Raw genomic sequence first — 24614 nt, 5'->3', positions numbered from 1 at the left:
CAACCCAGAGAGGTCCTCGTGAGCGACACTTCCCCCACCCTCGTCCTGACCGGCGGTCAGGTCCTCACCGTCGACTCCGCGTTCACCGTCGCCGAGGGCGTGGCCGTGCGCGGCCGGGAGATCGTCGCGGTCGGCACGGACGCCGAGATGCGCGCGCTGGCCGGGCCGACGACGAGGATCGTGGAGCTGGCGGGGCGGACCGTCCTGCCGGGCATCAACGACTCGCATCTGCACGGCGCCGCGTACGGTCTGTCCAAGCCGCCGTTCGCCATCGACGTCGCCCATCCGACGGTCGGCTCGATCGCCGACATCACCGCGGTCGTGGCCGAGGCCGTACGCAAGGCCCAGCCCGGCGAGTGGATCGTCGGCCTCGGCTGGGACCCCGGCTATCTCGCCGAGTGTCTGGCCGATCAGGGCCGGTTCCCGCACCGCGCGGACCTGGACGCGGTGGCGCCCGACCACCCCGTCTGTCTGACGGACTTCTCGCAGCACATGCTGTGGGCGAACAGCGCGGCCCTGCGCCTGTGCGGCATCGACGCCGACACCGAAGCGCCCGACGGCGGTGTCGTCGACCGGGACGCCGACGGCCTGCCCACCGGCATCCTGCGCGAGTCCGCCCAGGGGCTGCTCCAGGCCGCTCTGCCCTCCCCCACGGTCGCCGACCGCCGCCAGGCCATCCGCAACGTCGTCGCCGAACTCCACTCGCGGGGCATCACCAGCTACACCGAGCCCGGCCTCGGCCCCGGCGGCTCCGAAACCCTCTTCGGCGGGCTGAGCACCGCCAACTGGACCGCGTACGCCGACCTGGCCGCGACCGGCGGCCTTCACGCCCGGGTCAGCGTCCTGCTGTTCCCCGCGCCCATGGGCGGCTCCGCCGCCGACGTACGCAAGGGCCTGCTCGAACTTCACCGTCCCGAGACCGCCGACCCCCGGCTGCTCAACGCCATCGGCGTGAAGATCTTCGCCGACGGCGTCCCCCCGAACCGTACGGCCTGGATGAACGAGCCCTACCTCGACGGCGGCCACGGCTCCCTGTGCGTGCACGGCCGCACGCCCGAGCTGCAGGTGGACGAGCTGTACGACATGATCCGCATCGCGCACGAGGCGGGCTACCAGCTCGGCGTGCACGTCACCGGCGACCGGGCGATCGACACCGTGGTGCAGGCGTTCCTCGCCGCGAACGAGGCCGCGCCCCGGCCCGACGCCCGGCACTACGTCATCCACGGCGACTTCATCAGCAGCGAAAGCCTCGCCGACCTGGCCGCGCACGGCTACGGCGTGAACATGAACCCGGCCATCAAGTGGACGATCTCCGACCTGATGGAGGAGGTCGTGGGCCCGGAGCGCTCGGCGTACGAGTGGCCCGTGCGGTCGGCCTTCGACGCGGGCGTCGCCGTGTGCGCCAGCTCCGACGCGCCCATCACCGAGCCCGACTGGCGGCAGGGCGTCGCCGGGATGCTGCTGCGCGAGTCCAAGGCCAGCGGCCGGGTCAGCGGCCCCGAGCAGCGCGTGGGGCTGACGGAGGCACTGCGGGCGTACACGATCAACCCGGCCCGCCAGGACTTCGCGGAGGACTGGAAGGGGTCCGTCGAGGTCGGCAAGGTGGCCGACCTGTGCGTCCTGGACCGGCCGCTGCTGGACATCGACCCGCGTGACATCACCGGGGTCCAGGTCGACATGACGGTGTTCGACGGAGGGGTCGTCTTCGAGCGTTGAGCGGGCACCCATTCCGATCCCACGGGCCGGTGCCGCAGTCGTCCGGTGACGGCTGCGGCACCGGCCCGTGGAAGATCCGTACAATTTGACACCGAACGACCGGACGGCCCGATCGACTCGCACCACCTGTTCGACTCGCACCCGCTGATCGAGCCGGCCGAAGCCGACCGCAGTCATCTGTAGGCGACCGAAGGAGTACCCGTGCCCGGCCAGCGATCCATCACCGAAGCCGAGAAGCTCGCCGCGGCGAAACTCGGCGGGTTCCCGATCCGCCGGGAGCAGATGGCGGCGGTGGCCAACATCTACCGCGCCGCCTCGGCGGTACGGCAACACCTGGAGAACTCGGTGCTGCGCGGCTCCGACCTCACCTGGACGGCGTTCGTCGTGCTGTGGGTGGTGTGGGTGTGGGGCGAGACCGAGACCCGGCACGTGGCGGAGGAGGCGGGCATCTCCAAGGGCACGCTCACCGGGGTGGCGCGCACCCTGGAGTCGCGCGGGCTGCTGCGGCGGGCCGACCACCCCACCGACGGACGGCTGGTGCTGCTGAGCCTCACCGACAAGGGCGAGGAGCTGATGCAGCGGGTGTTCCCGCAGTTCAACGACGAGGAGGCGTTCGTCACCGGGCGGCTGAGCGACGAGGAGTGCCGCAGTCTCGCGGAGGGGCTGCGCAGTGTCGTGCTCCAGGTCGAGGAGCACGGCGAGGAGCGTCGCCGGACCCTGCTCGACGGCGCCGAACCCGCGCCCCGCCGCAGCGGTCGCCGCCCGAAGGCCTGAGCACCGGGGCCCTTCCGCCCGCCGGGCTGCGGGGCGCCGAGTGACAGAGTGGCCGGTGTTCCGGGCGAGCCCCGGCCCGTGCGCGCCGTCCGGGCCGTCGATCCGGCGGAACACTCCGTGGAGCGGCGGGACCGGCGCGGCGAGGGCGCGGACGCTGATCGCGATGGGTGGGAGTGGCGGTGTGGATGACAGTGGCGGCATGGGAAAACCGTCCCATGCCGCCACTGTCCGCTGTATCGGGACTTTCCCCCATCGAACCCGGTGAGGGGCCCTTAGGGCCCTAGGGCCTGTCGTCAAATTCCCGTCGTCCGCCTGGAGGGCGGGCCGCGCGGCGTCAGGTGCGTGCTCTCGGCGTGCCGGGCGGAGGCCCTCGTACTGGTTGTACGTGGGCCTGTGTCCGGTGCGGTGAGAGTGCGTGCATGGCGTCGCGCGGCAGGCGGGAATTTGACGACAGGCCCTAAGGGTGGTCCGGCAACCGCCCCCGCCGCTCGCCGTGTTGCCGGGCCGCTCGCACCAACGCGTCGAAGAGCCCCTGCTGGGCCGGGTCCTCGTGCGCGGTGTCCTCGGGGTGCCACTGGACGGCTGTGAACCAGCCCCGGGCGCCGGGGAGTTCGAATCCCTCGACGGTGTCGTCGGTGGCGCGCGCGGTGGCCTCCAGTCCGTCTGCGAGGCGGTCGACCCGCTGGTGGTGGTAGCAGGACGCCTCCGCCTTACCGGCTCCGACGGCCTGCTCCAGCAGTGTGCCGCGCCGGATCGCGACGGGGTGGACGACGTGTCTGTGCTCCCGTTCGGGGCCGCCCATGTCCTGCTCCAGGGTGCCGCCGAGGGCGACGTTGACGACCTGGAGTCCGCGGCAGATCGCCAGCAGGGGGACGCCCGACTCGACGGCCCGGCGGGCCACTTCGAGGTCGAAGGCGTCCTGGAGGTCGTCGACGTCGTACACGCTGTCGTGGACCTCGGCCGCGCTGTAGCGGTGCGGGGCGAGGTCGCCGCCGCCGGGGAGGAGGACGCCGTCGAAGCGGGCGAGGCGGGAGGCGACGTCGCTGTCCGCGGGATGGATGGTCGCCGGTTCGCCGCCGGCCCGCCAGACGGCCTCGACCAGCGCGCGGGCGTTGACCTCGGCCGCGTACCGGAGGGCGGACGTGGTGGCCGAGAAGCGGGCCGGTATCGCGATCAGTGGCCGGGTCACAGCTGGATCCAGGTCGTCTTGAGCTCGGTGTACTTCTCCAGGGCGTGCGCGGACTTGTCGCGCCCGTTCCCGGACTGCTTCATCCCGCCGAACGGCACCGTCAGATCGCCCTCCTCGTAGCAGTTGACCCAGACCGTGCCAGCCTTCAGCTCCCGCGAGACCTTGTGCGCGGTCGACAGGTCGGAGGTCCACAGGCCGGCGGCGAGGCCGTACTCGGTGGCGTTGGCGAGCCGTACCGCCTCGTCGAGGTCGTCGAAGGCCAGCACCGACAGGACGGGGCCGAAGATCTCCTCACGGGCGAGCCGGGCGCCGGGGTCGACGCCGTCGAAGACGGTGGGTTCGAGGTAGCTGCCGCCCGACTCGGGGTGGGGGCGTCCGCCGCCGGTGCGCAGCCGCGCGCCCTCCTCGACACCGTGCCTTACGTGTGCGAGGACGCGTTCCAGGTGGCTGTCCCGTACGAGCGGCCCCATCTCGGTGGCGGGGTCGAGGGGGTCGCCGACGCGCAGTTCCCGCGCCCGCCGGACGATGGCCTCGGTGACCTGCTCGGCGACGGAGGAGTGGACGAGGAGGCGGGAGGGGGCGGTGCACATCTCGCCCTGGTTGAAGAAGATGCCCCAGGCGGCGGTGGCGGCGGCCTTCTCCAGGTCGGGGGCGTCGGGGAGGACGATGTTGGGCGACTTGCCACCCAGCTCCAGCCAGACACGCTTGAGGTTGGAGTCGGCGGCGTAGTGCAGGAAGTGGCGGCCGACGGCGGTGGAGCCGGTGAAGGCGAGGACGTCGACGTCGGGGTGGAGCCCGAGGGCGCGGCCGGCCACCGGGCCGTTGCCGTTGACGACGTTGAGGACGCCCGGCGGCAGCCCGGCCTCGGTCGCGAGGCGGCCGAGCAGCAGAGCCGACAGGGGCGAGTTCTCCGAGGGCTTGAGGACGACCGTGCAGCCGGCGGCCAGGGCCGGGGCGACCTTCCAGCTCGCCAAGGTCAGCGGGAAGTTCCAGGGGACGACCGCGCCGACCACGCCGGCGGGTTCCCGGGTGATCAGGGCGAGGGCGTCCGGCGCGGTGTGCGGGGACTCGTCGGTGAGTTTGTCGGCGAGCTGGCCGTACCAGCGGAAGGTGTTGATGGCGGCGCGCAGTTCGATGCCGTACGCGTCCGTGATGGGCTTGCCCATCTCCAGGCTGACCGCGAGGGCGAGTGTCTCGCGGTGCTCTTCGAGCAGGTCGGCGATGCGGAGCAGGGCCCGGCCGCGCTCGGCGGGTGCGAGGCGCGGCCAGGGGCCGGTGTCGAAGGCCCGGCGGGCGGCGGCGACGGCCGCGTCGATCTCGGCGGGCCCGCCGTCGGCGACCTCGGCGACGGTCCGGCCGTCGCGGGGCGAGACGACGGCGAAGGTGTCGCCGCCACCCGGTTCGTCGGCACCGTCGATGTGGTGCGCGCCGGGCACCACCAGCGTCTTGGCGCGGTGGAGCCACTCGTCATGGGTGACGGCGGACATGGGACCTCCAGACCAGGTCGATTATTTGAGGTCAAACAATGCATCGATGATGTCGCACCTGCTCCGGCGGATGCCGGGCGGTGTGTGCGGTCAGCCGTCGGCGGCGGTCGCGGCCGGGCGCTTGAGCCGGGCGCCGACGATGCCCAGCAGCATCACGGCCGGGATCGACAGCTCCAGCCAGATCGCCGTGCCGCTGTCGCCGCCGATGAGGGTGGTGAAGTTCTCGACGACGAGCCAGATCGCGCCGACGATGCCGAGCGCGCCCAGCCCCGGTGCGATCAGGGTGTTCCAGGGCCGGGTGTCGAGGCGCTCCCGGCGGAAGAAGACGACCACGGAGGCCGAGGTCAGGAAGTAGAGCAGCATGATCCCCAGGACGGCCACGCCGCTGCCCCAGGAGAACAGGGTGAGCACCGGGTCCTTGCCGGCCAGCGCGAAGGGGACGACCAGCAGCACGGCGACGGCCGTCTGGACGGTGCCCGCGACGCCGGGCGAGTGACGGCGGTTGATCTTCGTCAGCGCGCCGGGCAGGAGTCCGTCGCGGCCGAGCGAGAACAGGTAGCGGTTGGCGGAGTTGTGGAAGGCGAGGATGCCGGCGAAGAGGGAGGTGGCCAGCAGGATCGGCAGGACGTCGTTAACCCAGGCGCCGAACAGGTCCGCGATGGGGGCGAAGACGAACGCCGTGGAGTCACCGCTCTCCAGTGCCTTGCCGGCGGCCGCGGGGGCCTTCGAGGCGCCGTAGGCGGAGACGAGCATCCACGAGGTGAAGGCGAAGAAGCCGGTGACGAGGGCGACGGACAGATAGGTCGCCCGTGGGACCGTCCTGCGTGGCTCGCGGGCCTCCTCGCCGTAGATCGCGGTGGCCTCGAAGCCGATCATCGACGCGACCGCGAACATCAGTGCCACACCCGGGGCGCCTTCGAGGGCCTCCCCCGGCGAGAACGACTGCGCGAGGCCGAGGCCTTCCGGGCCGCCGCCCTTGAAGAACGTGACGAGCGCGAAGACGCTCAGGATGCTGAACTCCGCCAGGACGAAGACGGCCAGCACCTTGGCGCCCATCTCGATGCCCGCGGCGCCCAGCACCTGGACGATCACCATGGTGACCAGGGAACACAGCCACCAGGCGACGTCGGCGTCCGCGTAGTGCGCGATGAGGCCGCTGACCGTCGCCCCGTAGAGGCCGTACATGGCGGCCTGGATGGCGCAGTAGGCGAAGAGGGCGATCCCGGCGCTGCCGGTGCCGACGGAGCGGCCGAGGCCTTTGCCGATATACGTGTAGAAGGCGCCGGCGTTGACGACGTGCCGGCCCATGGCCACGAAACCGACCGAGAAGAGCAGGGTGATCACACCGGCGGCCGCGTAGGCGGCGGGGGTGCCGGGGCCGTTGCCGATGGCTACGGAGATGGGGACGGAGCCCGCGATGCCGGTGAGCGGCGCCTGGGCGGAGAGGACGAAGAAGAGGATGCCCAGCACGCCGAGGGAGTTGGGCTTGAGCTTGCCTGCGGTGGAGGCCTCGGCCGTGGTCTGGTTCTCGACCGCCGTCGGACTGTCCACTCGGATCACCTGCCTGGAGGGAAGAGGGTCGTTTCAGGCCAAACGAGTTGCCTTATCGTGGGGCTGAACTATCCGTTTGGCAAGGGGTTGAGGTGGGGTGGTTTTCGCCCCCGCCGCCCCTACCCGTCCCGTCCCCGAGAGGCCGGCGCCCTTTCGACCCCGCCTGCTGCGCACGAGAGCTCGAAGGGTGGGGGTGCTTTGGCGGGTGCGGGTTGTGTGTGGTTGCTCGCGCCCGCTCGGCGGAGCCGCACATCGATACGGCCCCGCGCCCCTTACGGGGCTCGGTCCGCCAACATGCGCAGGACCGCGCGCAGCTCGTTCAGGGCGTCCTCGATGACCTCGCGTTCGCCGAAGACCAGCTGGTGCAGGACGAGGCCCTCCAGGGTGGCGAAGACCATCCGGGAGAAGCCCTCGCCCACCGGCTCGGGCAGCATCTGGGTCAGTTCGCGGCGGGCCGCGTCGAAGTACTCCTCGTACAGCTCGCGCAGGTGCGGCAGCAGCTCGGGCCTGCGGCGGGACTCCAGCAGCAGTTCGTACTGGAAGGCCTGCAGGTCGGGCCCGGACTCGACCATCTGTGTGAGACCGGTGGCGAAGTCGGCGGCGTCACCCGTGCCAGGCTCCATCGCGCTGCTGCGCAGGGAGGAGCGGATGGCGTGGGCGAGGGCCTCCTCGATCAGCGCGTCGCGCGAGCCGAAGTGGTGCACGACGAGCCCGTGGGTGACCCCCGCCTCCTCCGCGACCGCCCGGTAGGTGAGCTTGCGCAGCCCGGCCCGGCCCACGACCCGTACGGCCGCGTCGAGCAGGGCCTCGCGGCCGGCGCCGTAGTTCACACGCTTGCGCGGGCGGCGCTCGGACGGCTCGGCGGGCTCGGTCATGCCCGCGACCCTACCCGCGCCGCCCGCCTCAGCGACGCGGCGGCCTGATTCCACGGAACTCCCAGTCGCCGCCGAGCGCGGTGGACAGCACCTCCTCGGACTCGGTGGGCTGGGCGCCCACGTCGGTCCGGATGGCGGTCGGTCCGGTGACGATGTGGTTGGTGAGGCGCCCGAGGCCCTCGACCTCCACCTCGACGACATCGCCGGGCTCCACGGGCCGCGAGTTGGCGGGCGTGCCCGACAGCAGGACGTCACCGGGGTACAGGGTGATCGTGCGGGCGATGTCGGCGACGAGGTAGTGCATGTCCCACTTCATCTCGTCGGTGGAACCGTCCTGGACGACCTCGCCGTTGACGTACGTCCGCAGCCGCTTGCCGTGGAAGTCCCAGTCGGTGACCAGGCCGGGGCCGAGCGGGCACAGGGTGTCGGAGCCCTTCACCCGGAGCATGGAGCCGGCGTCGGTGTCACGGAAGTCGTGCAGGCCGTAGTCGTTGGCGATCGTGTAGCCCGCGATGTACTCCCCCGCCTCGGCCGGGGAGATGTTCCGCGCCGTCTTCCCGATGACGATGGCGACCTCGCCCTCGTAGTTGAGCCACTTGCAACCCTCGGGACGCACGATGGCGCCCTTGTGGGAGTTCAGGGACGAGGTCGGCTTGTGGAAGTACGTCGGCGTCTCGGGCAGGTCGATCTGGAACTCGTCGACGCGGCTGCGGTGGTTGAGGTGGACGGCGACGACCTTGGACGGGACGACCGGGGGCAGGTGCTGCGCCTCCTCGATCTTCACACGGCGGCCGTCACCGGCGACGAGTTCGTCGCCCTCGACGATGACCTCGACGGTGGCACCGTCGAGCAGGATGCGGCGGTATTCGGGCATGGCATGGCTCCTAGACGCGGCTGTGGGGGTCGTGCGGGGCGGCGGCGGTGGCGGTCACGGGGGCGGCGGCCGCGCCGGTCCAGCCGTCGGCCGGGCGGTCGAACCAGAGGTGGACCTGGCCGGTGCCGACGGAGTTCTCGTACTCGCCGTACTGGCGGGCCCTGGCGACACAGTCCTGCTCGCCCAGCGCGCCGGCCATCATCAGATAGTGGAAGAACTTGGCCTCGGGCTTGTGCTTCCAGAACTCGCCCATGGTGTCGAGGACCTTGTCGTGGCGGCCCTCCTTGAACCAGCCGATCCGCTCGTAGTCGGCCTCGCGGGCCTCCGGCGTACGGATGTGGACCGGGTCGCTGGCCTCGTGGTCTCGGATCTCGCGCAGCGGCCAGAACGTGTGGGAGAGGGCACCGGAGGCGATCAGCAGCACCCGGCGCCCGGGGGTCGTGGCGATGCCGTCGGCGAGCGCGCGCCCGAGCCGCAGATGGTCCTCCATGTCACCGGTCTGGCACACGCCGATGGTCACCCACCGCTTGTCCGGCAGCCCTTCGCCCAGGAACTTCCAGAGGTTGATGGTGGCGTAGTAGATCGGCAGGTAGTCGTCCTCGATCGCGGTGATCCAGGTGCCGTGCTTGTCGGCGAACGAGGCGATGTTGTGGGCGAGTTCGGGGTCGCCCGGGAAGTCGTACGGCATCCGGCACATCCCGCGCGGCAGCTCCTCGGAGGTGAAGAGACCGGCGCGGCGCGCCTGCGCGGTGACGACGAACTCGACCGTCGTCGCCCAGTGCGAGTCGAGGACGACGACCGTGTCGTAGTCATCGCGCTCGAAGACGTCCGCACGGAGCTGGTGGAGGCCGGTGACGAGGGTGATCTCCTTGCCCTCGTTCAGTTCCAGCCGGTCGGCCTCGGGGAGCACGATGGTGGGGACGTGGGCGAGCAGGCCCGCCCCGACGATCTCACCCATGGTTGTTCCATCCGTTCGGTGCGGTCACGGTGTTCTTCAGGTCGCAGTAGAAGTCGAAGCTCCAGGTGCCGCCCTCCCGGCCGACACCCGACTGACGGGAGCCGCCGAAGGGCGCCTGGAGATCGCGGACGAAGAAGCAGTTCACCCAGACCGTGCCCGCGACGAGCTGTGCGGTCACCCGCTCGGCGCGCTCCGAGTCGCCGGTGGCGAGGGTCGCGGCGAGCCCGAACCGGGTGTCGTTGGCGAGCCGTACGGCCTCCTCCTCGTCGGCGAAGGTCTGGAGCGTCAGAACGGGCCCGAAGACCTCCTCCTGCACGATCTCGGAGTCCTGGGCGACGTCGGTGAGCAGGGTGGGCGCGTAGAACTGCCCGTCCTTGCGGTGCCCCCCGATGACCACTCGTGCCCCATCGGCGACCGCCCGCTGGACGAACCCGTCGATCTTCTCCAGCTGACGGGGGTGGATGTTGGGCCCGATGTCGGTGGCCTCGTCCCGGGGGTCGCCCTGGACGAGCCGCCCGGCCTTCTCGACGAAGCGGCGGGTGAACTCCTCCGCGACCGTCTCCTCGACGAGGAACCGGGTGGCCGCGAGGCAGACCTGTCCGGCGTTGTCGTACTGCTCCACCGCGAGGTCGACGGCGAGGTCCAGGTCGGCGTCCGCGAACACCAACAGCGGTGACTTGCCGCCGAGTTCGAGGCTCAGAGGCGTCAGGTTGGCCGCAGCCGAGCGGGCGATCCGCTTCGCGGTCGGCACGGACCCGGTGAAGCTGATCCGGCGCACGTCCGGGTGCGAGGTGAGCGCGTCACCGATCTCGGCGCCGTACCCCTGCACGACGTTCAGCACACCGGCGGGCAGCCCCGCCTCGGCGGCGATGTCCGCCAGCAGCGAGGCGGTCAGCGGCGACCACTCGGCGGGCTTGAGCACGACCGTGTCGCCGGCGGCGAGCGCCGGGGCGACCTTCCAGGTGGCCAGCATCAGCGGCGCGTTCCACGGCGTGATGAGCACGCACGGGCCCGCCGGGTCCCACGAGACGTGGTTGGTGTGCCCACGCGTCTCGAAGTCCTCGTGGTCCAGCGAGAGCAGCCAGTCCGCGAAGAACCGGAAGTTGTGCGCGACCCGGGGCATCACACCCCGCCGGTGCGAGCGCAGCAACGCCCCGTTGTCGTTCGTCTCGACGATCGCCAGGTCTTCGATCCGCTTCTCGACCCCGTCGGCGATGGCGTGCAGGATGCGGGCGCGCTCGGCCCGGGAGGTGGCGGCCCAGCCGGGGAACGCCTCACGGGCGGCGGCAACGGCGGCCTCGGCCTCGGCCGGCCCACCGCGAGCGATCTCACCGAGGGTGCGACCGTCGATGGGAGAGACATCGGGGAAGGTCTCGGCGGAGGAGACGCGACGACCGCCGATCCAGTGCCGGGTGTCGACGGAAACACCGGCGACGACGATTTTGTCGGTCATGAGAAGGGGGCTCCTTGTCAACGAAGGGGAGGGCTACTGACCCAGGGGCGCGGGGCTGTGTCGATATGCGGCTCCGCCGCGTGGGCGCGACCGGCCACGACGGACTCGCAGCGACCCACCGGCCCTACTCGGCAGAGGCTCCAGACAAACCGGACTCCAGCAGACGACCGCCGTCCCACACCACCCCGACCTGCCGGTAGTACGCGGCGATCGGCTCCTCGATCGTCAACCGGGCCAGCTCCTCCGTCGGCGCCTCGAACAACTCCAGCTCCGCGTCACCGACCCACGCCTGCCCGCCCTCGAAGTCGGCCGCCCCGGACTCGATCAGCTCGTCCAGCGCCAGCCCCTTCCCCTTCTCGATCGACGGCAGCCACCGGTGATGCGCCATCGGATGCCCGTTCACGAACCCGTTCGTCTCCGACGGCTCCCGGAGCGTCACCACGGCCTGCGCCAGACGCCGGTCCGCGGCGGCCAGCGTCGCCCCGAACCGCGCCCCCGCCGAGATCCGCGGAGCGGGCCCGTACGGATGCGGCCGCGTCTGGTGGATGGACCCGAGCTTCTTCGGATACCCCTGGTGCAGCCCGCGGGCGATGGCGAAGTCCTTGTCGACCCAGATGTAGACGCACCGCGAGTACGTCTGCCCCTTGTACCGGCAGCGGACGACCGCGAAGGCCTCCTTGTACTGGGAGAGCACGGGGTCGAGCAGTTCGTCCCCCGACGCGGAGCAGGACTGCCAGTCGGCCCAGATCAGCGCGACGGCGCCGGGGTCCTCGTCGGCCAGTTCCAGTGGCTCGGGCAGCAGCTCACGCACGCGAGCGGGATCGGTCCGGTACTCGACGGTGAGCAGGTCCCCGGAGTAGCGCCACGGCGGGGACGGGACGAGAGACGAGGCACCGCTCGCCGTCTTGGGGTGGAAGTAACCACGGACACTGGTCATGACGAGGGTTCCTTACGTTGCTGACGAGGCGGGGGCGGGCTGCTTCAGCAGCTGTGCGCGGTAGCGGGCGGCGCTCATCGCGGCGGCCTGGCCGCCGAGGGCCAGGACGCCGACGAGACGGTCGCCCGAGTGGTAGCCGAACAGGACGTCTCCGTCCGGGCGCTCCGGATCACCGTCCAGGACCCGTACGTCGCCCCTGCCGAGGACGGGCGCCCCGAAGGACTGCAGCCGGAAGTCGTGCTGATCGCTCCAGAAAGTGGGCAGCGGCGCGAAGTGCGCGAGGTCCACCTCCGTGCCCGCGAGCCCGGCGACCAGCACCTTCGCCGCGTGCTTGGCGGTGTCCGTGGGGATCGACCAGTGCTCGACCCGGCGGGGCACACCGTCGTAGCGGGCGTTGGGGAAGCGGGCGACATCGCCGACCGCGACCACGTACGGCAGACCGCCGACCCTCAGCTGCTCGTCGGTCAGCACCCCGTCCGTGAGGTCGAGGCCGTTCCCGTCCAGCCACTCGGTGTTGGCGACCGAGCCGACGGACTCCACGACCACATCGGCGGGGAGCACGCTGCCGTCGCCCAGGACGACACCCGTGACCCGGTCCTCGCCCTCGAACCCGGCGACGCCGGTGCCGAGCGCGAAGCGCACCCCGCGCTCCTCGTGGCGGCGCAGCAGCGCGCGGGCGGGGAGTTCGCCGAGCGGGGCCACCATGGGCAGGGGCAGCGGGTCGACGACGGTCACTTCCCGGACGCCGAGTCCTACGGCGGTGGCGGCGACCTCGCAGCCGATGAAGCCGGCGCCGATGACGACGACTCGTACTCCGGGCCGGGTGAGGGCGTCCCGCAGGCCCTGCGCGTCGGAGAGCGTCCGGACGGTGTGGCGGCCCTCGGCCGGCCCGGGGCAGGGCAGTCGCCGGGGCCGCATGCCGGTGGCGACGACCAGTCCGTCGAACGTGAGGGTGTCGCCGTCCGTGAGGACCAGGGTGCGCTCGGCCAGGCGGGCTGCGGCGATCCCGGTGCCGAGCCGCCACTCGATGTCGGTGGCGGACGCCTTCGGGGTGAAGGCGAGGGAGTCGAAGGAGGCCTTGCCCGCGAGGACCTCCTTGGAGAGCGGAGGCCGGTTGTAGGGCATGTGGGGTTCGTCCCCGACCACGGTGACCGCCCCGGTCCAGCCGGCGGCGCGCAGCTGCTCGGCGGCGCGCAGCCCGCCCATGGACGCGCCAGCGACCACCACACGTCCGGTGGTCGTCATGTCAGGCCTCGATCCGGATGGCCTGGAGCGGACACACGTCCGCGGCCTCCTCGACCTCGTCGCGCAGCGCCTCGTCGGGGTCGGAGACGTACAGCAGATGTCCGTCGTCGTCCATCGAGAAGACGTCGGGGGCGGCGAAGACGCACTGGCCGTGGTCCTGGCACTTGTTCATGTCGACGACGACCTTCATGGCCGGTCCTCCTGGAGGTGAGGGCGTCGGAGCGGGAGCGAAGGGGGAAATCGGGGCCCGGCCGGATAGGGCCGGACCCCGGCCAAAGGGGTGCGAGGGCCGTGTACGGCGACCGCACCCCCAACTCGTTTGGCTTCAAACAAGGTAGGCAGACCGGGGACCCTGGTCAATAGCTATCCGGATGGATAAATTCTTGACCGAACCCTCTTGCGGGCCACGCCGCCCACTCTTACCGTTTGACATCAAACAAAGCGCCGGGGTCAATCGCCTTGCTTGTTCCTTCTCCGTCACCCCGGCCCGTCTTCCACGCCACCGGAGCACCGGACCCGAATCCCGGGAGGTGCCCCATCGCCCGTCCGAGGAGACATCGGTGAGCGCATCCGACATCCCAGTAGTCCGGCAGCACATGGCCCGGCTGGCCGCCGACGGCATCGACGTCGTCCGCGTGACCTATCCGGATCTCATCGGCACGGACCGCGCACGTGACGTGCTGCTGGAGGAGCTTCCCCGGGCCTGCGAGCACGGCCTCGCCTTCTGCCGGGCCGTCTACCACACCAGCCCCCAGGGCGACGTCGTCCCCGTCGCGGGCGGCCTGGACGCGGGGCTGCCCGACATCGCCGTACGGCCGGATCTGAGCACCCTGGCCGCGCTGCCCTGGGAGCCCGGGGTGGCCACCTGCCTCGGGGACGTGCTCGACCCCGCCACCGGTTCACCGGCCCCGGAGTCGCCCCGGGACCTGCTGCGGGCGGTCCTGGCCCGGTGTTCCGAGCACGGGCTGCGCCCGGTCGTGGGACCCGAGCTGGAGTACTTCCTCTGCGAGCCCGAGACCGGCGGTGCGGGCGGCTGGCGGCGCTACGGCGCGGACAACGGCGCCGTGTACACCGCCGGCCTGCGCGCCGACGCCGACAACCATCTGCTGCGCACCCTGCGGCACGTCCGCGACCTCGACCTCGGCGTCCTCAGCGGCAACCACGAGTTCGACGGCGGGCAGTTCGAGATCAACCTGCTGCACTCGGAGGCGATGTCGGCCGCCGATCGTGCCTTCCGCTTCAAGGCCGCGATCAAGGAACTGGCCCGCCGGGAGGGCAGACTCGCCACGTTCATGGCCAAGCCCTTCAACGACGCCGGCGGCTCCGGCTTCCACCTCCATCTGTCCTGCGAGGACGAGGAGGGCGGCAACGTCTTCGACGACCCCTCGGGCCCGCACGGGCTGTCCGCGACCGCCCGGCACGCGATCGCCGGCGTCCTCGCGCACGCCCCGGCCCTCGCCGCGCTGCTCAACCCGACGATCAACTCGTACAAGCGCTTCGGGCCCGACACGCTCGCGCCCTGGCTGATCGACTGGGGGCTCGACAACCGCAGCGCGATGGTCCGCATCCCGCCCGAGCGCGGCTCGGGTGCCCGCATGGAGCTGCGGCTCGGCGACGCGAGCGCCAACCCGTACCTGGCGATCGCGGGCACCGTCGCCGCCGCCCTGCTCGGGGTCCTGGCGGGCGAGGAGCCGCCGGCCCCGCTGGAGGGCTACGGCTACGACACCGCCAAGGCCGCCCTGCTGCCCGCCACCCTGCCCGAGGCCCTCGACGCGCTGGAGGCGGACACCGCCCTGGCCGAGGTGCTCGGCAAGGACTTCACCACCTCCTTCCTCACCTACAAACGCAACGAGGTCGAGCGCTTCCAACGGCACGTCACCGACTGGGAGTTCACCGAGTACGCCTACCACCTGTGACCGCCGAGGAGCACCGCATGACCGAGATCCTGACCAGTGCCGTGAACGAACCACTACCGCTCGAAGAGGTCGACCTGGCCGACCTCGACAACTTCACCGACGGCGTCACCCCGTGGCGCATGTTCCACACCCTGCGCCACGAGGACCCGGTGCACTGGCAGCCGGAGGAGGCGCCCAACTCCGGTTTCTGGGCGGTGACCCGGCACGCCGACATCGCCCGCGTGGACCGCGACGCCGAGACCTTCACCTCGATGAAGTTCGTCAATCTCGAAGAGGTCGACGACGACCAGATCAAGAAGCGCGCCTCCATCCTGGAGCTGGACGGCGTCCGCCACCGCGCCCTGCGCAGCCTGCTCCAGCGCCAGTTCGGCGCGAACGTGATCAACAGCTACACCGACTTCCTGCGCGGCCTGACCGCCACGACCCTCGACGCGGCGCTCGCCAAGGGCACCTTCGACTTCGTCAAGGAGGTCTCCGCGGACTTCCCCATCAACGTGCTCGCCCGCCTCCTGGACGTGCCGCCGGAGGACAACCAGCAGCTCATCGACTGGGGCAACCGGATCATCGGCAACACCGACCCCGACTACGCGGACGTCCTCCTGGACAGCGCGGAGAGCGAGAAGTACCGCGATCTGCCGTTCCGCTCCCCCGCCTCCCTCGAAGTCTTCGACTACGGCCGCGAACTGGCCCGGCAGCGGCGCGGCGGCGACGGCACGGACCTGGTGTCGAAGCTGGTCAACACCGTGCCGCGCGACGGGGTCCCGCTCTCCGCGCAGGACTTCGACAACTACTTCCTGCTCCTCGTGGTGGCCGGCAACGAGACCACCCGGCACACCATCACCCACTCCATGCTTGCCCTGCTCCAGAACCCCGAACAGCTCGCCCGGCTCAAGGACGACCCGTCCCTGATCCCGAGCGCGGTGGAGGAGTTCCTGCGCTGGGCCTCCCCCATCTACCACTTCCGCCGCACCGCGACCCGTGACGTCGAGCTCGGCGGAAAGCGGATCAAGGAGGGCGACAAGGTCGTCATGTGGTACGCCTCCGGCAACCGGGACGAGGAGGTCTTCGGCAACCCGTACGACTTCGACGTCGCCCGCGCCGACAACGACCATGTCACCTTCGGCAAGGGCAGCCCGCATCTGTGCCTGGGCAATCTGCTGGCCCGCACCGAGATCCGCATCATGTTCGAGGAGCTGATCCCGCGCCTCGCGGACATCCGTCTCGTCGGCGAGGTCCCGCGTGTCCGCTCCAACTTCGTGAACGGCATCAAGAAGCTGCCGGTCGAGGTGACCGTGGCCTGAGGCCGCCGTAAATCGATTGCGGGGGCACGACGGCCGCCCCCAGGATCTGCCCATGTTCATCATCGACGCCTTCCTGCCGCTGACCCCCGCCACCGTCCTCTCGGTGCGGGGGCAGCAGCAGTCCGGCCGACCGTGGGGGCCGACACCGCCCCGGTCATGACGGCCGCGCTCGTCGCGGGCCTCCTCGCGGGCTACGGCATCGCCGTCCCGGTCGGGGCCGTCGCGACCTACCTCGTCTCCCTCACCGCCCGTACGAACCTGCGCACCGGCGCCTCGGCCGCACTCGGCGTGGCCACCGCAGACGGGCTCTACGCCCTGATCGCCGCCCTCGGCGGCACGGCCCTCGCGGCCGCCCTCCGGCCCGTCCTCGGCCCCCTGCGCTGGGCCTCCGCCCTGGTCCTGCTCGCACTGGCGCTGAGCGGCGCGGTCACAGCCCTGCGCCGGTACCGCGACCACCGGCAGCTCACCGCCCGCACCGACGAAGCCCCACCGAGCCCGGCCCGGGCCTTTCTGAGCCTCCTCGGCATCACCCTCCTCAACCCCACCACGGTGGTCTACTTCGCCGCGCTCGTGCTCGGCAGCCGCGCCACCGAGGCCGTACGCCCCCTGGAACAGGGCGTGTTCGTCCTGGCCGCCTTCCTCGCCTCCGCCACCTGGCAACTGCTGCTCGCCGGGGGCGGGGCGCTGCTCGGGCGGGCCCTGACCGGGCAGCGGGGGCAGCTGGTGACGGCGCTCGTGTCCAGCGCGGTGATCGCGTTCCTGGCCGTGCGGACGGTGGTGCCCTCGTGACCGATCCGCCTTCTCCGCCGTCCGGTGCGGATGATTCCGCACCCCGCGGTTGTTGCACCCGGGACAGCATCGCCACACGACAAGGGACGGTTGCCATGCCATTCGACGGCGAGTACGAGCCCAGCCCGACACAGTGGGTCCGCGAGCAGGTCGAGCTGTACGAGAGCTCGGGCGGCACCGAGGGGACGACGTTGCTGGACTCCGGTATGCCGGTCGTCGTCCTCACCACGCTCGGCGCGAAGAGCGGAAAGATCCGCAAGACTCCGCTGATGCGTGTGGAGCACGAAGGCCGGTACGCGGTCGTCGCCTCGCAGGGCGGCGCCCCCAAGCACCCCGTCTGGTACCACAACCTCAAGTCGCACCCCGTCGCGGAGCTCCAGGACGGGCCCGTGAAGCAGGACGTGTCCGCGCGCGAGGTCACCGGTGACGAGAAGGCCGAGTGGTGGCGGCGGGCGGTAGCCGCCTATCCGCCGTACGCCGACTACCAGGAGCGGACCGACCGGGAGATCCCCGTCTTCGTGTTGGAGCCGCCGGCCGGGGCGTGACGCGACCGGCTGACGGTCACTGAGCGAACCCCGCAGAAATTCTTCGGTGTGCGGCGCATGACGCGCCGGGCACCGGGCACCCGAGCCTCGGACCCCGCCGCGCTCCCCCGTCGCGGCGGGGTTCCCTGTGCCCCCCACCGGTCGGCCGCACCCCGTGGCAACCGAAGAAAAAGGGGAACCCTCACAGAGTCGGATGTATCGGGACACCGAGAGGTGTGGGCGGAAATGGGCGTCGGCGAAGGCAACGAGGAGTACGGGCGGAGGGAGTTCCAGCGGTCCAGGAGCCACTTCACCGACCGGGTCACGGCGGACGGCCGGGACGGCTGGCCGGTGGAGGCGGGCCGCTACCGGCTCGTCGTCAGCCGGGCCTGTCCCTGGGCGAGCCGGGGTGTGATCTCGCGCCGGCTGCTGGGCCTGGAGAACGCGCTGTCGCTGGCGATCGCCGACCCCGTCCAGGACGACCGCAGCTGGCGGTTCACCCTGGACCCGGACGGCCGGGACCCCGTCCTCGGCATCCGCTTCCTCAAGGAGGCGTACGACGCCCGGGCGACCGACTATCCGGACGGGGTGAGCGTGCCCGCGCTCGTCGACGTGCCGAGCGGCAAGCTGGTCAGCAACGACTACCAGCGGCTCACCCTCGATCTCGCCACCGAGTGGACGGCCCTGCACCGCGAGGGAGCGCCCGACCTGTATCCGGTCGCGCTGCGCGACGAGATCGACACCGTGATGGCGGAGGTCTACGAGGACGTCAACAACGGCGTGTACCGGGCGGGCTTCGCCACCGGCCAGAAGCCGTACGAGGAGGCCTGCGCCGGAGTGTTCCGCAGGTTTCAGGCACTGTCGGAGCGGCTGGCGCGCCGGCGGTATCTCGTCGGCGACACGATCACCGAGGCCGACATCCGGCTGTTCACCACCCTCGTGCGCTTCGACGCCGTCTACCACGGCCACTTCAAGTGCAATCTGTGGAAGCTGGCGGAGGACCGGGTGCTGTGGGCGTACGCCCGCGACCTCTTCCAGACCCCCGGCTTCGGTGACACCGTCGACTTCGACCACATCAAGCGGCACTACCACCAGGTGCACACCGGCATCAACCCGACCGGCATCGTGCCGCTCGGCCCCGATACGTCCGGCTGGCTGACGCCCCACCACCGCGAGGAGCTGGGCGGACGCCCGTTCGGCGACGGAACACCACCCGGTCCGGTGCCCGGCCCGGAGGCCGTGCCGCCCACGGGTCGCGCCTGACCACGGTTCACATGGAGGAACCCGATGTCCAAGAACAAGAAGAAGAAGCTGCCGCTCGTCTACCAGCCCGTCGGGCTCGTGCTCGGCCTGGCAGGGGGCGCCATCTCCTCCTTCGCCTTCCGTAAGACCTGGAAGGCCATCCGGCACGAGGACGACACGCCCGACGCGCTGGACCGGGACCGCGGCTGGGGCGAGGTGCTGCTCGCGGCGGCCCTGCAGGGCGCGATCTTCGCCGCGGTCCGCAGCGTGGTAAACCGCGCGGGCGCCAAGGCCATCGAACGGTCCACCGGAAGCTGGCCGACCAAGGAGTCGGCCGAGAAGAACGACCAGGACTGAGCGGCGGGTCCGAGCGGGGTCAGCGGGTCGGGGTCAGCAGGGTTCCGGTGCCGCGGGTATCACGCGGCGCAGGGTGAAGGTGTGGCCGGCCGGATCGGCGTAGGACCGTTCCCCGAGCCCGCCGCCCGGGTCCCTCATCTCGATCGGGCGGCCGCCCAGGGCGACGACCCTCCGCTCGGCCCCGTCCAGGTCCTCGACATAGAAGTCCAGATGGGTGTGGAAGGACTCCTCGGGGCGCGGCCAGCTCGGCGGGGTGGCGAGGGCGTCCCGGCTGAACGCCATGCGCGTACCGCCCGCGCCCCTGATCTCGACCCGGTCGACGGTCGCCTCCGTCTCCTCGGCGTCGAGCAGTTCCTTGTAGAACGTGGCGAGCTGCGTCGGCTCGACGCAGTCCAGCACCACCACTCCGGCCTCGACCAGTGCCATGACTCCTCCGTGGGTCCGCCCCGTCGACCTATGTACTCCCTGTACCCGCCCCGGGTGATCCGACCCCGGTGACTTCATGGACGACTGTCCAGCTATAGTGGACACCTGTCCAAGAGTTAATGAAGTGTCAAGTGTTGGAGAAGGAGTCCGTCGACCATGGAGATCCTGGCGAATGTGCTGGTCGCGCTGGTGGCCGCGCTGCATGTGTACATCCTGGTGATGGAGATGTTCCTGTGGCAGAAGAAGCCGGGGATGAGCTTCCACGGGCTCGACGCCGAGATGGCGCAGCGGACCGCCGCGTTGGCCGCCAACCAGGGGCTCTACAACGGCTTCCTCGCCGCCGGTCTGGTGTGGGGCCTGATCGCCGGTGACCCGACCGGCTACCGCGCGCAGATCTTCTTCCTCGGCTGCGTGATCGTCGCGGGCGTGTACGGGGCGGCCACGGCCAACCGCCGCATCCTGGTCGCGCAGGCCCTCCCCGGCGCCCTGGCCCTGGCCGCCGTGCTCGTCGCCGGATGACCATGGAGGATCCCCGGGCCGCCCGTACCCGGGCCAAGCTGCGGGAAGCCCTCCTCGCCGAGTGCGCCCGGCACCCCTTGGCGGAGGTCAGCGTGGCCGCGCTGGTCCGCCGCGCGGGGGTCGGCCGGGCCACGTTCTATGTGCACTACACCGACCTGGAGGCGCTGGCGGTGGACGCCTGCGCCGATGTCGTACGGGAGGCCGTGGACGCCCTGCACGCCTGGCGCGGGCGCCCCGACCCGGTGCGGGCGCCCGAGGCTCTGGTGGAGTTCTTCGCCTCGCTCGCCCCGCACGCCGCGCTGTACCGCACACTGCTGGCGCCGGGCGGCAGCGGTCCGCTGGGCCGGGTCCTGTACCGGGACCTGCGGGCCTACAGCCTCCGTGAGCGCGAGCTGGCGGGGGCCGCGGACGCCCCGCTGGTGGCGTCGGCCGTGGCCGCCACCTTCGCGGGGGTCCTCGCGGACTGGCTGCACGGGCGGATCGACGCCTCCTCGGAGGAGATCGCCCACCAGTCGTGGCAGCTGCTGGTCGCCCTGCACCGCAGCCGTTGAGAGCCGGTGTCCGGGCCCCGGCCGGACGAGCGTCGTCAATGCGGCGAGCGTACGTGCCAGGCGGCATGCTCCCGGCCCGGGTCCGGACACCGGCTCTGAGCCCCCGTACCGGCTCAGGCGCAGCCCTTGCCCTCGGCGACCGCGGGCCACGCCTCGACGCCGTCCGGTGTGCGGACGTACGCCTTCGACGGGTCGTCCTCGACGAGCCACAGCGACCGGTCCTCGTGGCGGTACCCGGTGTCACGCGCCCCCTCGGGCATACGCGCGTCGCCGTCGTAGGCGGCGGTGAGCATGCCCTCGGGCAGGACCCCGTCCGGATCGCGGCCGTACAGCTTCCCGTCCCCGTCCGCGTCGCTGCCGACCGACAGGAAGTGGGCGTCCTGCCAGTCGCAGTGCTCCGGCCCCTTCGAGGTGTGCACCTTCGTGATCGGGACGCGCTTGCCGTCCTCGTCGGTCCAGATCTCGTACCACTGGGAGTCGGTGAAGCTCGCCGGAAGTTCGGCCGGGTCGCAGGAGGCGCTGGTCTCCGGGCCCCAGCCGGGGCTGTTCTTCCGGTCCTTGGCGACGATCACGGCGACCTTGGTCCTGCCGTCGACGTCGTAGGAGAACAGGACGCGGTTTTTCTCCGCACGCTCGACGCGGTAGCCCTCCCTGGGGACATCGGGCACCTCGATGTCGAAGTACGCCTCCAGGCCCTCCTCGGGCGTGTCACCGCCGTCGTTCTCGCCCCAGCCACCGGGGCCTCCGCCGCCGTCGTAGATCTCGCCGGCGCACTCCAGGGCCTTTCCGGCCGCGCCCGACTCGGTTCTGATCGCCTCGACGCCGTCCTCGTCCACCTCCTTGTGCGGGAGGTGGAGGGGGCCGTCGTAAGGCGTGGCGGGCGGCGTACCGGCTGTCACGGGGTCGTCCTGCTTCCCGGTGCCGCATCCCACCGCCGTCACGGCCACCAGGACCGCCGTCGCCACGAATCTTCCCCGCATGCCCCACCCCTTGCCGTTCACGAAGCCCTTTCACACGCCACGAACGCCGTGTCACTCCTCCGACGTCGCGGGGGCCCCGAACGTTCGACGGCCCTGCGGGCGGACCTGGTGTTCAGGTCGCCCACAGGGCCGTCCGGCCGCGGGGAGAGGCACGGCCGCGGACGCCAATGCCGAGGCGTGGTTCAGAACGTCAGCACTGGCTTGATGGTCTTGCCGCCGCTCATGTCCGCCACCGCCTGGTCGATGTCCTCGAACTTGTAGCGGCTGATCAGACGCTCCAGCGGGAGCTTGCCGTCCTTGACGAGCTGGACGAGGACCGGGATGGCGGTCTGGATCTCGTTGTCGCCGAGGGTGAGACCGACGACCCGCTTGCCGCCGAGCATGCCGTTGACGTCGAGGGAGACCTCGGTGCCGAACGGCGGGGCGCCGACGATCACGAGGGTGCCGCGCGCGGCGAGGGAGTCGACGCCCTTGCGGAGCACGAAGACGCTGCCGGTTGTCTCCACGACACCGTCGGCGCCCCGGCCGCCGGTGATCTCCATGACGGCCTCGGTGAGGTCGTCGACCTCGTTCGCGTTCACCGTGTGCGTGGCGCCCAGCTCCTTGGCCAGCTCCAGGCGTTCGCCGACCTTGTCGACGGCGATGATCGTGGTCGCCGGGGTGAGGGCGGCCGCCATCACGGCGGAGAGGCCGACGGCTCCGGCGCCGAGGACGACGACCGTGCTGCCCGCGCGCGGCTCCAGCACGTTCCAGACGGCGCCGACACCGGTCTGTACGCCGCAGCCGAGGGGGGCGATGGAGTCGAGCGGCACCTCGGGGTCGACCTTGACGAGGCTGCGCTCGTCGACCAGGGCGCGCTCGGCGAACGAGGACTGGCCGAAGAAGTGGCCGCCGAGGTCCTGGCCGTCGCGGCTGATGGTGCTGGTGCCGTCGGCGCGGCGGCCACCGAGCAGGTTCAGCGGGAGCCAGGTGGCGCAGTACGCCGGGTGCCCGTCACGGCAGTTGTGACAGCTGCCGCAGGAGGTGAAGGACAGCAGGACGTGGTCGCCCGGGGCTACGGAGGTGACGCCCGGGCCGACGGCCTCGACGACACCGGCGCCCTCGTGGCCGAGGACTCCGGGGAGCGGGAAGGGCAGGGCGCCGCTGGCGACACCGAGGTCGGTGTGGCACAGCCCGGCGGCGACCATACGGACCTGCGCCTCGCCCGGTCCCGGCTGGTCCAGGACGACCTCGGAGAGGGTGAAGGGCGCGCCCCCGGACTCGACCACGGCGGCACGTGTGGTGGTGGACATTCTCCTGAACTCCTTTTCGATTGTGAGCCTCCGGAGCGCTCCGGCCGGTGTCGGGGGCGCGACCGTGCTCAGCCCCACTTCGTCGGGCCTCCGCGCGCTCGCGCCCTCGACACCGGAGCGCTCCCAGCGGCTCACTGGTGATCCCGGGGAAGTGCTCAGTCGAGCGAGACGACGACGGACTTGACCTTGGTGTAGGACTCCAGGGCCTCGGGGCCGTACTCGCGGCCGAAGCCGGAGGCCTTCACACCGCCGAAGGGCACGGCGGGGTCGAGCATCGGCCAGTCGTTGATCCAGACGATGCCCGCCTGGAGGCGGTCGGCGACGCGGTGGGCGCGGGTGAGGTTGGTGGTCTGGATGCCCGAGGCCAGGCCGTACGGCGTGGAGTTGGCCAGCTCGACGGCCTCGTCCTCGGAGTCGAAGGGCTGCACGGTGAGGACCGGTCCGAAGACCTCCTCCTGGACGACCCGGGAGTCGTTGCCGAGGTCGGCGATGACGGTGGGCTTGTAGTAGAAGCCGCCGTTCAGGTCGAGGCGCTCGCCGCCGCAGACGATGCGGCCGCCCTCCTTGCGGGCCAGCTCGACGTACTCCTCGACCTTCTTCAGGTGCCGCTCGCCCGCCATCGGGCCGATGACGGTCTCGGGCTGCCGGGGGTCGCCGATCGGCACGCCGGGCACGGCGTCGGCGAGGATGCCGACCACGGTCTCGTAGACCGAGCGGGCGACCAGCAGACGGGGGCCGCCCATGCAGAACTGGCCGGTGTTGAAGACGAAGCCCTTGATGATGGCGCCGATGGCCTTCTCGATGTCGGCGTCCTCGAAGACGAGGTGCGCCGCGTTGCCGCCGAGCTCCATCGTGACCTGCTTCAGGCCCTCGCCGGCGACGCTCGCCGCGTGCCTGCCGGTCGCGGTGGAGCCGGTGAAGGCGATCTTGTCGACACCGGGGTTGCGCAGCAGCGCCTCGCCGGCGACCGGGCCCGTGCCGGTGACGACGTTGTAGACGCCGTCCGGGACGCCGGCCTCCTTCAGGAGCCCCGCCATGTAGAGGGCGCTGAGCGGGGTCTCCTCGGCCGGCTTGTGCACGACCGTGTTGCCGGCCGCGAGCGCGGGGGCGATCTTGGAGCCGGCCAGGATCAGCGGGAAGTTGAACGGGGTGATCGCGCCGACCACACCGATGGGGCCGCGCTTGGTGTAGGCGAGGCGGTTGTTCGGGACGTCGCGGGCCGAGCCGTCCAGGGACCAGGCGAGGGAGGCGTAGTACTCGTAGTCGTTGGCCGCGTTGGTCACGTCGACGGCGTGCGCCAGGGTGATCGGCTTGCCCACGTCGCGGCTCTCCAGGGCCGCGATCTCGTCGGCGTTCTCCCTGATCAGCTGGGCGACGCGGCCCAGTATCCGGCCGCGCTCGCGGCCGCTCAACCCGGACCAGGTGCCGTTGTCGAATGCCTCACGGGCGGCCCGTACAGCGGCGTCGACGTCGGCGGCGCCTGCTTCCGCGACGGTCGTGACCACCTGGCCCGTGGACGGGTCGATCACGTCGGCGCGTGCCCCGTCAGTCGCCTCGAGCCACTGTCCACCGATGAACAGCCGCCCGGGCCCGCTCTCGAAGGTGGTCGTCATTGCCCACTCCTCAGCCTTGATCGCTAAGATTTCAACCAACAGGAT

Annotated in this window: 24 protein-coding genes; 10 read left to right on the top strand and 14 right to left on the bottom strand. The window is 71.3% G+C overall.

Annotated features, from left to right (window positions below; translation table 11 throughout):
- The first annotated feature begins 18 nt into the window (after positions 1-18).
- Both SGFS_RS49740 and SGFS_RS49735 read left to right on the top strand, forming a co-directional pair.
- Positions 19-1716, top strand: coding sequence for an amidohydrolase (locus SGFS_RS49740; protein ID WP_286259409.1), 1698 nt, complete (start codon positions 19-21; stop codon positions 1714-1716).
- A gap of 201 nt (positions 1717-1917) precedes the next feature.
- The gene (locus tag SGFS_RS49735; RefSeq protein WP_286259408.1) at positions 1918-2490 is read left to right on the top strand and encodes a MarR family winged helix-turn-helix transcriptional regulator; all 573 of its coding nucleotides are present in this window, start codon (positions 1918-1920) and stop codon (positions 2488-2490) included.
- Positions 2491-2947: 457 nt separating this feature from the next.
- Here the strand turns inward: SGFS_RS49735 and SGFS_RS49730 are convergent, their stop codons facing one another.
- The 10 genes from SGFS_RS49730 to SGFS_RS49685 all read right to left on the bottom strand — a co-directional run bounded on the left by SGFS_RS49730 (position 2948) and on the right by SGFS_RS49685 (position 13249).
- Entirely contained in the window at positions 2948-3679 is a 732-nt protein-coding gene (locus SGFS_RS49730) for a gamma-glutamyl-gamma-aminobutyrate hydrolase family protein (protein ID WP_286259407.1), read from the bottom strand.
- Positions 3676-5166, bottom strand: a complete 1491-nt coding sequence (locus SGFS_RS49725; protein ID WP_286259406.1) for an aldehyde dehydrogenase — start codon at positions 5164-5166, stop codon at positions 3676-3678. Before SGFS_RS49725 ends, SGFS_RS49730 begins: the two co-directional genes overlap by 4 nt.
- 90 nt (positions 5167-5256) lie before the next feature.
- On the bottom strand, positions 5257-6717 hold the full coding sequence (locus tag SGFS_RS49720; protein ID WP_286259405.1) for an APC family permease: 1461 nt from the start codon (positions 6715-6717) through the stop codon (positions 5257-5259).
- Between the two features lie 272 nt (positions 6718-6989).
- Entirely contained in the window at positions 6990-7592 is a 603-nt protein-coding gene (locus SGFS_RS49715; RefSeq protein ID WP_286259404.1) for a TetR/AcrR family transcriptional regulator, read from the bottom strand.
- A 28-nt stretch (positions 7593-7620) separates the two neighbouring features.
- Positions 7621-8466 (bottom strand): fumarylacetoacetate hydrolase family protein, encoded by an 846-nt coding sequence (locus SGFS_RS49710; protein ID WP_286259402.1) that lies wholly within the window; start codon positions 8464-8466, stop codon positions 7621-7623.
- Between the two features lie 10 nt (positions 8467-8476).
- Positions 8477-9424 carry a 3,4-dihydroxyphenylacetate 2,3-dioxygenase gene (locus SGFS_RS49705; protein ID WP_286259401.1) on the bottom strand — a complete coding sequence of 316 codons (948 nt, stop codon included), beginning with the start codon at positions 9422-9424 and terminating at the stop codon, positions 8477-8479.
- Positions 9417-10877, bottom strand: coding sequence for an aldehyde dehydrogenase (locus SGFS_RS49700; RefSeq protein WP_286259400.1), 1461 nt, complete (start codon positions 10875-10877; stop codon positions 9417-9419). Before SGFS_RS49700 ends, SGFS_RS49705 begins: the two co-directional genes overlap by 8 nt.
- A 124-nt stretch (positions 10878-11001) precedes the next feature.
- Positions 11002-11814, bottom strand: a complete 813-nt coding sequence (locus tag SGFS_RS49695) for an acetoacetate decarboxylase family protein (RefSeq protein WP_286259399.1) — start codon at positions 11812-11814, stop codon at positions 11002-11004.
- A gap of 12 nt (positions 11815-11826) precedes the next feature.
- Positions 11827-13059, bottom strand: a complete 1233-nt coding sequence (locus SGFS_RS49690) for an NAD(P)/FAD-dependent oxidoreductase (RefSeq protein WP_286259398.1) — start codon at positions 13057-13059, stop codon at positions 11827-11829.
- A 1-nt stretch (position 13060) separates the two neighbouring features.
- Positions 13061-13249 carry a ferredoxin gene (locus SGFS_RS49685; protein WP_009314194.1) on the bottom strand — a complete coding sequence of 63 codons (189 nt, stop codon included), beginning with the start codon at positions 13247-13249 and terminating at the stop codon, positions 13061-13063.
- 370 nt (positions 13250-13619) lie between these two features.
- Here SGFS_RS49685 and SGFS_RS49680 point away from each other — a divergent pair, with 370 nt between their 5' ends.
- From SGFS_RS49680 to SGFS_RS49655, 6 genes are all read left to right on the top strand, one after another.
- Positions 13620-14975 (top strand): glutamine synthetase family protein, encoded by a 1356-nt coding sequence (locus SGFS_RS49680; RefSeq protein ID WP_286259397.1) that lies wholly within the window; start codon positions 13620-13622, stop codon positions 14973-14975.
- Positions 14976-14992: 17 nt separating this feature from the next.
- Positions 14993-16276: a cytochrome P450 gene (locus tag SGFS_RS49675; protein ID WP_286259396.1), complete on the top strand. Its 1284-nt coding sequence runs from the start codon at positions 14993-14995 to the stop codon at positions 16274-16276.
- Between the two features lie 156 nt (positions 16277-16432).
- On the top strand, positions 16433-17065 hold the full coding sequence (locus SGFS_RS49670) for a LysE family transporter (RefSeq protein WP_286259394.1): 633 nt from the start codon (positions 16433-16435) through the stop codon (positions 17063-17065).
- Positions 17066-17160: 95 nt separating this feature from the next.
- Positions 17161-17610, top strand: coding sequence for a nitroreductase family deazaflavin-dependent oxidoreductase (locus tag SGFS_RS49665; RefSeq protein ID WP_286259393.1), 450 nt, complete (start codon positions 17161-17163; stop codon positions 17608-17610).
- Positions 17611-17835: 225 nt separating this feature from the next.
- Positions 17836-18852: a glutathione S-transferase family protein gene (locus SGFS_RS49660; RefSeq protein WP_286259392.1), complete on the top strand. Its 1017-nt coding sequence runs from the start codon at positions 17836-17838 to the stop codon at positions 18850-18852.
- A gap of 24 nt (positions 18853-18876) precedes the next feature.
- Entirely contained in the window at positions 18877-19188 is a 312-nt protein-coding gene (locus SGFS_RS49655; protein WP_286259391.1) for a DUF4235 domain-containing protein, read from the top strand.
- Between the two features lie 33 nt (positions 19189-19221).
- Here SGFS_RS49655 and SGFS_RS49650 read toward each other — a convergent pair whose 3' ends face one another.
- Entirely contained in the window at positions 19222-19614 is a 393-nt protein-coding gene (locus SGFS_RS49650) for a VOC family protein (protein ID WP_286259390.1), read from the bottom strand.
- Positions 19615-19770: 156 nt separating this feature from the next.
- On the opposite strand from SGFS_RS49650, the gene SGFS_RS49645 reads away from it, so the two are divergent.
- Both SGFS_RS49645 and SGFS_RS49640 read left to right on the top strand, forming a co-directional pair.
- The gene (locus tag SGFS_RS49645) at positions 19771-20133 is read left to right on the top strand and encodes a DUF1304 domain-containing protein (protein WP_286259389.1); all 363 of its coding nucleotides are present in this window, start codon (positions 19771-19773) and stop codon (positions 20131-20133) included.
- The gene (locus tag SGFS_RS49640; RefSeq protein WP_286259388.1) at positions 20130-20684 is read left to right on the top strand and encodes a TetR/AcrR family transcriptional regulator; all 555 of its coding nucleotides are present in this window, start codon (positions 20130-20132) and stop codon (positions 20682-20684) included. Before SGFS_RS49645 ends, SGFS_RS49640 begins: the two co-directional genes overlap by 4 nt.
- Before the next feature lie 113 nt (positions 20685-20797).
- On the opposite strand, the gene SGFS_RS49635 is transcribed toward SGFS_RS49640, so the two are convergent.
- The 3 genes from SGFS_RS49635 to SGFS_RS49625 form a co-directional block, all read right to left on the bottom strand.
- Positions 20798-21664, bottom strand: a complete 867-nt coding sequence (locus tag SGFS_RS49635; protein WP_286259387.1) for a hypothetical protein — start codon at positions 21662-21664, stop codon at positions 20798-20800.
- Between the two features lie 182 nt (positions 21665-21846).
- On the bottom strand, positions 21847-22956 hold the full coding sequence (locus SGFS_RS49630; RefSeq protein WP_286259386.1) for an NAD(P)-dependent alcohol dehydrogenase: 1110 nt from the start codon (positions 22954-22956) through the stop codon (positions 21847-21849).
- A 155-nt stretch (positions 22957-23111) separates the two neighbouring features.
- Positions 23112-24569: an aldehyde dehydrogenase family protein gene (locus SGFS_RS49625; protein ID WP_286259385.1), complete on the bottom strand. Its 1458-nt coding sequence runs from the start codon at positions 24567-24569 to the stop codon at positions 23112-23114.
- Between the last annotated feature and the right edge of the window lie 45 nt (positions 24570-24614).

The organism is Streptomyces graminofaciens, from assembly GCF_030294945.1.
In the GTDB taxonomy this organism is placed as follows: domain Bacteria; phylum Actinomycetota; class Actinomycetes; order Streptomycetales; family Streptomycetaceae; genus Streptomyces; species Streptomyces graminofaciens.
The sequence above is the reverse complement of the archived record's forward strand: the minus strand, read 5'-3'. Positions and strand labels throughout refer to the sequence as shown.

Bases quoted from the DNA above. Each gene is read 5' to 3' on its own strand.
- SGFS_RS49660 (WP_286259392.1), top strand. From the start codon at position 17,836: ATGGGCGTCGGCGAAGGCAACGAGGAGTACGGGCGGAGGGAGTTCCAG.
- SGFS_RS49670 (WP_286259394.1), top strand. From the start codon at position 16,433: ATGACGGCCGCGCTCGTCGCGGGCCTCCTCGCGGGCTACGGCATCGCC.
- SGFS_RS49675 (WP_286259396.1), top strand. From the start codon at position 14,993: ATGACCGAGATCCTGACCAGTGCCGTGAACGAACCACTACCGCTCGAA.
- SGFS_RS49685 (WP_009314194.1), bottom strand. From the start codon at position 13,249: ATGAAGGTCGTCGTCGACATGAACAAGTGCCAGGACCACGGCCAGTGC.
- SGFS_RS49645 (WP_286259389.1), top strand. From the start codon at position 19,771: ATGGAGATCCTGGCGAATGTGCTGGTCGCGCTGGTGGCCGCGCTGCAT.
- SGFS_RS49630 (WP_286259386.1), bottom strand. From the start codon at position 22,956: ATGTCCACCACCACACGTGCCGCCGTGGTCGAGTCCGGGGGCGCGCCC.
- SGFS_RS49715 (WP_286259404.1), bottom strand. From the start codon at position 7,592: ATGACCGAGCCCGCCGAGCCGTCCGAGCGCCGCCCGCGCAAGCGTGTG.
- SGFS_RS49690 (WP_286259398.1), bottom strand. From the start codon at position 13,059: ATGACGACCACCGGACGTGTGGTGGTCGCTGGCGCGTCCATGGGCGGG.
- SGFS_RS49705 (WP_286259401.1), bottom strand. From the start codon at position 9,424: ATGGGTGAGATCGTCGGGGCGGGCCTGCTCGCCCACGTCCCCACCATC.
- SGFS_RS49625 (WP_286259385.1), bottom strand. From the start codon at position 24,569: ATGACGACCACCTTCGAGAGCGGGCCCGGGCGGCTGTTCATCGGTGGA.
- SGFS_RS49710 (WP_286259402.1), bottom strand. From the start codon at position 8,466: ATGCCCGAATACCGCCGCATCCTGCTCGACGGTGCCACCGTCGAGGTC.
- SGFS_RS49695 (WP_286259399.1), bottom strand. From the start codon at position 11,814: ATGACCAGTGTCCGTGGTTACTTCCACCCCAAGACGGCGAGCGGTGCC.
- SGFS_RS49655 (WP_286259391.1), top strand. From the start codon at position 18,877: ATGTCCAAGAACAAGAAGAAGAAGCTGCCGCTCGTCTACCAGCCCGTC.
- SGFS_RS49650 (WP_286259390.1), bottom strand. From the start codon at position 19,614: ATGGCACTGGTCGAGGCCGGAGTGGTGGTGCTGGACTGCGTCGAGCCG.
- SGFS_RS49700 (WP_286259400.1), bottom strand. From the start codon at position 10,877: ATGACCGACAAAATCGTCGTCGCCGGTGTTTCCGTCGACACCCGGCAC.
- SGFS_RS49635 (WP_286259387.1), bottom strand. From the start codon at position 21,664: ATGCGGGGAAGATTCGTGGCGACGGCGGTCCTGGTGGCCGTGACGGCG.
- SGFS_RS49725 (WP_286259406.1), bottom strand. From the start codon at position 5,166: ATGTCCGCCGTCACCCATGACGAGTGGCTCCACCGCGCCAAGACGCTG.
- SGFS_RS49640 (WP_286259388.1), top strand. From the start codon at position 20,130: ATGACCATGGAGGATCCCCGGGCCGCCCGTACCCGGGCCAAGCTGCGG.
- SGFS_RS49665 (WP_286259393.1), top strand. From the start codon at position 17,161: ATGCCATTCGACGGCGAGTACGAGCCCAGCCCGACACAGTGGGTCCGC.